The sequence below is a fragment of the Bacteroides sp. 1_1_30 genome, assembly GCF_020982715.1.
GTDB classification, from domain to species: Bacteria; Bacteroidota; Bacteroidia; order Bacteroidales; family Bacteroidaceae; genus Bacteroides; species Bacteroides xylanisolvens.
The window spans coordinates 1-4,959 of the sequence record NZ_JAJKHN010000164.1; the positions used below are offsets into that span (position 1 = coordinate 1).

The 4,959-nt window shown below is 54.4% G+C and carries 7 protein-coding genes and 1 pseudogene; all 8 read right to left on the bottom strand.

Annotated features, from left to right (window positions below; all coding sequences use genetic code 11):
- Positions 1 to 183: pseudogene (locus LPH68_RS25500) on the bottom strand (hypothetical protein); the annotation flags it as partial.
- Positions 184 to 200: 17 nt separating this feature from the next.
- Positions 201 to 488 (bottom strand): hypothetical protein, encoded by a 288-nt coding sequence (locus LPH68_RS25505; RefSeq protein ID WP_196045631.1) that lies wholly within the window; start codon positions 486 to 488, stop codon positions 201 to 203.
- A 12-nt stretch (positions 489 to 500) separates the two neighbouring features.
- Positions 501 to 680, bottom strand: coding sequence for a hypothetical protein (locus tag LPH68_RS25510; RefSeq protein ID WP_234171893.1), 180 nt, complete (start codon positions 678 to 680; stop codon positions 501 to 503).
- Positions 655 to 840: a hypothetical protein gene (locus LPH68_RS25515; RefSeq protein ID WP_196045632.1), complete on the bottom strand. Its 186-nt coding sequence runs from the start codon at positions 838 to 840 to the stop codon at positions 655 to 657. The genes LPH68_RS25510 and LPH68_RS25515 overlap by 26 nt, the downstream gene beginning before the upstream one ends.
- 145 nt (positions 841 to 985) lie before the next feature.
- On the bottom strand, positions 986 to 2,077 hold the full coding sequence (locus LPH68_RS25520) for a ubiquitin carboxyl-hydrolase (RefSeq protein WP_230297226.1): 1,092 nt from the start codon (positions 2,075 to 2,077) through the stop codon (positions 986 to 988).
- Between the two features lie 12 nt (positions 2,078 to 2,089).
- Entirely contained in the window at positions 2,090 to 2,350 is a 261-nt protein-coding gene (locus LPH68_RS25525) for a hypothetical protein (protein WP_230297227.1), read from the bottom strand.
- Between the two features lie 1,066 nt (positions 2,351 to 3,416).
- On the bottom strand, positions 3,417 to 4,676 hold the full coding sequence (locus LPH68_RS25530; RefSeq protein ID WP_196045634.1) for an RNA-directed DNA polymerase: 1,260 nt from the start codon (positions 4,674 to 4,676) through the stop codon (positions 3,417 to 3,419).
- Between the two features lie 17 nt (positions 4,677 to 4,693).
- On the bottom strand, positions 4,694 to 4,959 hold a 266-nt coding region (locus LPH68_RS25535; RefSeq protein ID WP_196069297.1), incomplete at its 5' end, for a hypothetical protein.

Sequence of the window (4,959 nt, forward strand, 5' to 3'; positions counted from 1 at the left end):
CCGCATCGACTGGCAGTAGATGAATGTCCCCACGCGGCACTGGCCGCGGCGGATGTCGCCGTAATAGTACTTTCTTGCCCTTGCTCCGGTAATGCGGGACTCGTCCGATGCCTCGAAATAGCTCCGGTAGGTATCGTCCGTACGACAGAAATCATATATTTCCTGAAAAGTTCTTGTTCTCATTTATTATTCCTGATGTCTTATGGGTTGTCTTCTTCCGGCGGGGGAAATTCCCCCGTCCTGTAAAATATCTCTCCGAGACGGTCCGCCTGTTCCGCCAGGCCTCTCTTCCGGACAGCCGACACGGCATCGCGTGCGGCCTTTTCGTACATGCCCGGCAGTACCGCCTCGGGCAGGCGTTTCGTCCGCCACACCTCCTGTGCGGTAGCGGGCATCTCCACCTCGCAGCCCAGATGGCTGGCCGTGAGGATAATGACGGCATTGCCGATAAAGTTCGGTACGCGTTCTTCCTGTTGTTCTCCTTTCATTGTTCCGTTCTTTTAATCCGGTTCAAACTCGTCCTCATAGACCTCGATCTCCTTCCCGCTCTCGCAGATGCGTACCAGCCAGGTGTATTGGAGCCGTTCCAACAGCTCTATGCGGCGATAGCCCTTGTAGGGCACTTTCAGCGTTGCAATGTCTCCCGGTTTCATGTCAGGCGGGTATTTCAAACTGGACATGGAAATGGAATTCGCTTATCAGGCTGCAGATATGCGGTACTGATTTAGGATCCTCCCCGTAAGGATAGAAGATGGTCCGGCAACGTGTCAGGCATCGGATACCCTGTTTACGCAGGCGGTACAGCAGGTAGGCCCTGCGTCGTAGTTGTTTCTTGCTCATCGTATAAAGGATTATGTCGTTTTGATTAGAATAGCGGTGTGATTGCCTCTGTGGGGCATTTCTCTATCGTGTACCGAAGTGAATGCTGATTTTGTCGGCCCCTCACACCGTGCCGTCTGCCATGCTGCGGTCGAAAAAAGGTCCGCTATTTTTTGCGCCACTCCGCCATCTTCTTCCTGATGTCGATGTTGTTGTCCGCCAGCATCTTTTTCAGGACTGCCAGCAACCGCCAGCCCTCGCCGTCTTTGTACTCTTCCGCCTTGGCCGACAGGAAAGCCAGCGACTGGTACTTGTCCAGACGTCTTCTCCGGTCATTGACAGCCGTGCAACCGTGGAAACGGATCAGGTTCTGCATGGTGAAGAATGCTCCGGCACCTTTGTAGGCATTTACCCATTCCTTGCACTGGGGCGTGTCGTGGGGCATCCTGACACGCAGATTGTTGAACTTTCTTGTGGAGGCGTACAACCGGGCGGCGTCCTTCGCGCTGCGGATGCCGTGTACGGCCGTTTGCAGCGGGTGGTAAACCTTGGTTTCCAGGTCCTCCACGAAGATGTCACGGCTGCCGACACGCTTGTAGGGAATGCCCTTGCATTTCTTGACCTTCTGGGAGGCGATGTGTTCCTTGAGGCGTTTCACGTAATTTTCAGCCATCGCCGCAATTACCCCGGCATTGAACCAGCGGTTACGGTCGGCGAAGTTCTCCGGATCGTACCCCTCCATCCTCATTTGGGCATGCAGCTCACCCGACACCATCTTCCATTGATACTCGTAGCCCAGACGGCGGATCATTTCCGTCACTCCCGCCGGTTTGCCGGAACGGTAGTCCGTGCAGGTCATCATATGGAACATCTGCGCCATGACCCAGCGACGGAACAGGCGGCGGTTCGGGACATCGCCCTGATCGATGATTTGTCTGAAAATCGGATCGTCATCATCCAGCATGGTCAGCAGCCCGTCCTTGTTGGAAGCGACACACTCGCCGCCGTTGGCACCCTGCATGGCGAAGAGATGACTCACATCCACGCCGGCCGCACGGAGCGCCTCGATACGTTCTTTCGCTGTCTTGGGTACTTTTGTCTTCCCGGAGGAGGGCGCATCCTGCCCGGCTACTGCCGGGTATACGCTTCCCGGACCGGGATCCTTTCCGACAATGGTCGCCATTACAGTCTTTTCCTTGTCCGAGATGGCGAACTCTGTCCCGCAGCCGGGACACAAGATTTTTGTCTTTGGTTTCATACTGATTATTATTTAATGGTCGTTGTTATTCGGTTCCACCCATTCCCGGAGTATCACCAGGTCCCTGTCTGTCCTGCTCTGCCAGAACCAGTGTCCCATCGTCTTGGGATTCCACCTGAAACCTCCCAGTATTTGGCACAGGAGGTACAGTTCCAGCTCGGCTTGTGCCTTGTCCCGGCGTTCACCGTAGAGCATGTCCCCGTCATCGAGGTCTTTTTCCTGCAATGCCTTGAAATACCTGCATGGCTTGCTTTCGCTGCGCTCCGAGGGCACGGAGTGTTTGTAACGGCGGTACAGTTCCTCCATTTTCGCGAAGAACTCGTCCTCTGTCGAGGGCGGAACTCCCAATTCCCTGTCGCACTTGCCATCCCGTATGATGTATGTACCGTTGATTTTCAGGCTTCGACGGCGAAAGTCTATCTTGAATTTTGCACCGTTATCGACTGCCCGGACGGTTTCTTGGTATATGGTGTTCATATTCAATATTGGGTTTCAAATTATTTGCATTCAAATCGATGGCGCATTACTATATCGTTCCGATGAATACAGTGTGTCCGTATCCTGAAGCTGGGAGTGTCCCAGCCTCAGGGTACTGTACGTACACTGTAGGTTGAATACGATTCCTCGTGCAATATCCGGTTGCGCTACCGTCTTATCGGTCTCATTCAGGTCGGCACGTGGCTTTAACCGCTTGATATGCGCAGCTCTTTCCGCTGGCCCGTGACGCTCATCCAGGTGATAGCCTGGATGGAGGATCTGGCCGCGGGTTATAGAGCTGCACCGTTGAAATCCTGACCTTGACCGCCTTCCCCCGTGCTGGGCGTGGTTCTCGAATATACCGGCACATGACTTTATGCTGTCGATGTCTCCCGTGCAGGAAGCCTTGTGGCGGCGTCGTATGACGTTAGGGATACGACGCCGCGACGGAGGCTTATCGGGACACGGGACGTTGAATGCAATTCCCCGAACCACGTTTCTGTGCTGAAAGAAAAAAAAGGAAAGTTCTCATAACTCCGGCACATGGCTTTATATTTCCGATGTTGCCCGCGTATGCGTCTTCTGTGGAGTCCGAAGGCGATGGTCTGTCGCCTTCAGACCCGGAAAGAAGACGTTTGGTACGCGGGATACTCAAAACTATTCCTCGAACTTCCTCGGTGTGCTCCGTGACAGATAACGGGCAGGCGGCACATGTCTTTATCTATCCGATATTTACAGGCATGAACCAGAGCTGGCTGGATTCACCGGTTGTTAGACCGGTGAATACGTGACGGTTCTGGTATGCAATACCTGTAACATTAAATCCTGCCCCATGTCCGTCCGCCGTGTGCCCGGCTATGCTCTACAGCGAGGCCGCCAGTGTGTTGTAGGCCGCCCGGCTGGTCAGAAGGGCGTTGCGCATGCATCCTATGGTCAGGTAACCCGGTATGTCCCGGCCTGTTTTGCCGCGGTTCGCCTTCACGTTGCGTCCCCGTCCCCGGACGATGCAGCCATCCGGTTTGGTCCGGACATACCCCAGACCGCCGATCTTGCACCTGCCCGTCTGAACGGCTCTAAGGCAGTCCATCACGAACTTGTTCAGCTCGTTGAGGTCTCTCTTCACATTGCAGACCGGCAATACCTGTATCGCCCAGCTGAACTCGCCCTTGTACAAGTAACGGTTCACGGCGTTCACGGCTTTTGCCAGTGTCATGCCCCGACAGCGGATTGTCCGCCGCTCGATCTCGTGCTGGAAGGTCTTGATGCGGGATGACGAGAGCGAGACCATGCCGCCCCTGATGCTGAACCCTAAAAACTTGAACCAGGCATCGGCTGTCAGATATTCCACTTTCTTGGGATTTAGCTTCATGGATTTATCTTCCAGACGTTTTTGGAGTGTGTCCATCGCCTTTTCGTAATCCTTGCCGATAAAAAGCATATCGTCGGAATACCGGACATAAAAGCCGTTCATTTGCGACAGTTCCGCGTCCAGATCGTAGAGCAGCACATCCGCCAGCCAGCTCGCCACAGCGCAACCCTGTTTCAAGGACTGATACTTGCTTTGCAGCCGGTTGTCCCCGTCGAAATAGAGGTCCGAGTGGTAATATTTCCTGAGCATGTCTATCAGGGCGGACTGGCCGTGTTTGGCCTCCACCTTGTCGAACGCCCCGTCGATGAACCGTATCGGAACACTGTTGAAGTATTTGGAAAGGTCGGACTTCCACCCCAGGATGCCGCCGCCCTGCATTTCCGTTATCCGGCGGCCGGTCTCGGTGACGACACTGCCACAGCCGATACCGCTTTGGTAGGACTTGCACGAGGGGTGTACCATTTCCGGCATCAACTCGAAAAGCAGGTCGTTGGCGATACCCAGTACCACACGGTCCATCGGTTCGTTTACGTACACTGTGCGGAACTCACCGTTGTCCTTGGGTATCTGTGCCGTGTGGGGAGGGGAAATCTCATACTTTCCCCGGCGCATGGCATCGGCCATTGCCAGCAGGGTACGTTCATCGGCCAACCGGATAAGCTGGTCTTTGCGTATATCCTTACCGACCCCTTTCTCGATGGCCTTCGTCCACCGGCCGATGTCGAAGAACATCTGTAATATCTTGTCTGACATGGTTTGCCTGTTTTTTATTATCTCTCCTGACAATGCCGTTCAAAGCGTTGAAGGTTATAACTTTCTGTCTGCAGGTTCTCCCAGCAGTCCCGGATAAACTCCTCCCGTATCCCAGCTTTTGCCTGCGGGAATTCTTCCTCCAGCACTCTTCGGGCAAATTCTTTCCAGTTCCTGTTTTCTGCCAGTTCCTTGCGGATTTCAGGCAGCAGCCGTTCGTATTCTTCTACCGTTCCGCACAAGGACAGCAGGTCGTCATTTGAGAGGTACTCTTCCGCGTCGTGGA

What these genes read in the sequence shown, in the direction of transcription:
- LPH68_RS25505 (WP_196045631.1), bottom strand. Translation starts at nt 488, where the DNA reads ATGAAAGGAGAACAACAGGAAGAACGCGTACCGAACTTTATCGGCAAT.
- LPH68_RS25510 (WP_234171893.1), bottom strand. Translation starts at nt 680, where the DNA reads ATGTCCAGTTTGAAATACCCGCCTGACATGAAACCGGGAGACATTGCA.
- LPH68_RS25515 (WP_196045632.1), bottom strand. Translation starts at nt 840, where the DNA reads ATGAGCAAGAAACAACTACGACGCAGGGCCTACCTGCTGTACCGCCTG.
- LPH68_RS25520 (WP_230297226.1), bottom strand. Translation starts at nt 2,077, where the DNA reads ATGAAACCAAAGACAAAAATCTTGTGTCCCGGCTGCGGGACAGAGTTC.
- LPH68_RS25530 (WP_196045634.1), bottom strand. Translation starts at nt 4,676, where the DNA reads ATGTCAGACAAGATATTACAGATGTTCTTCGACATCGGCCGGTGGACG.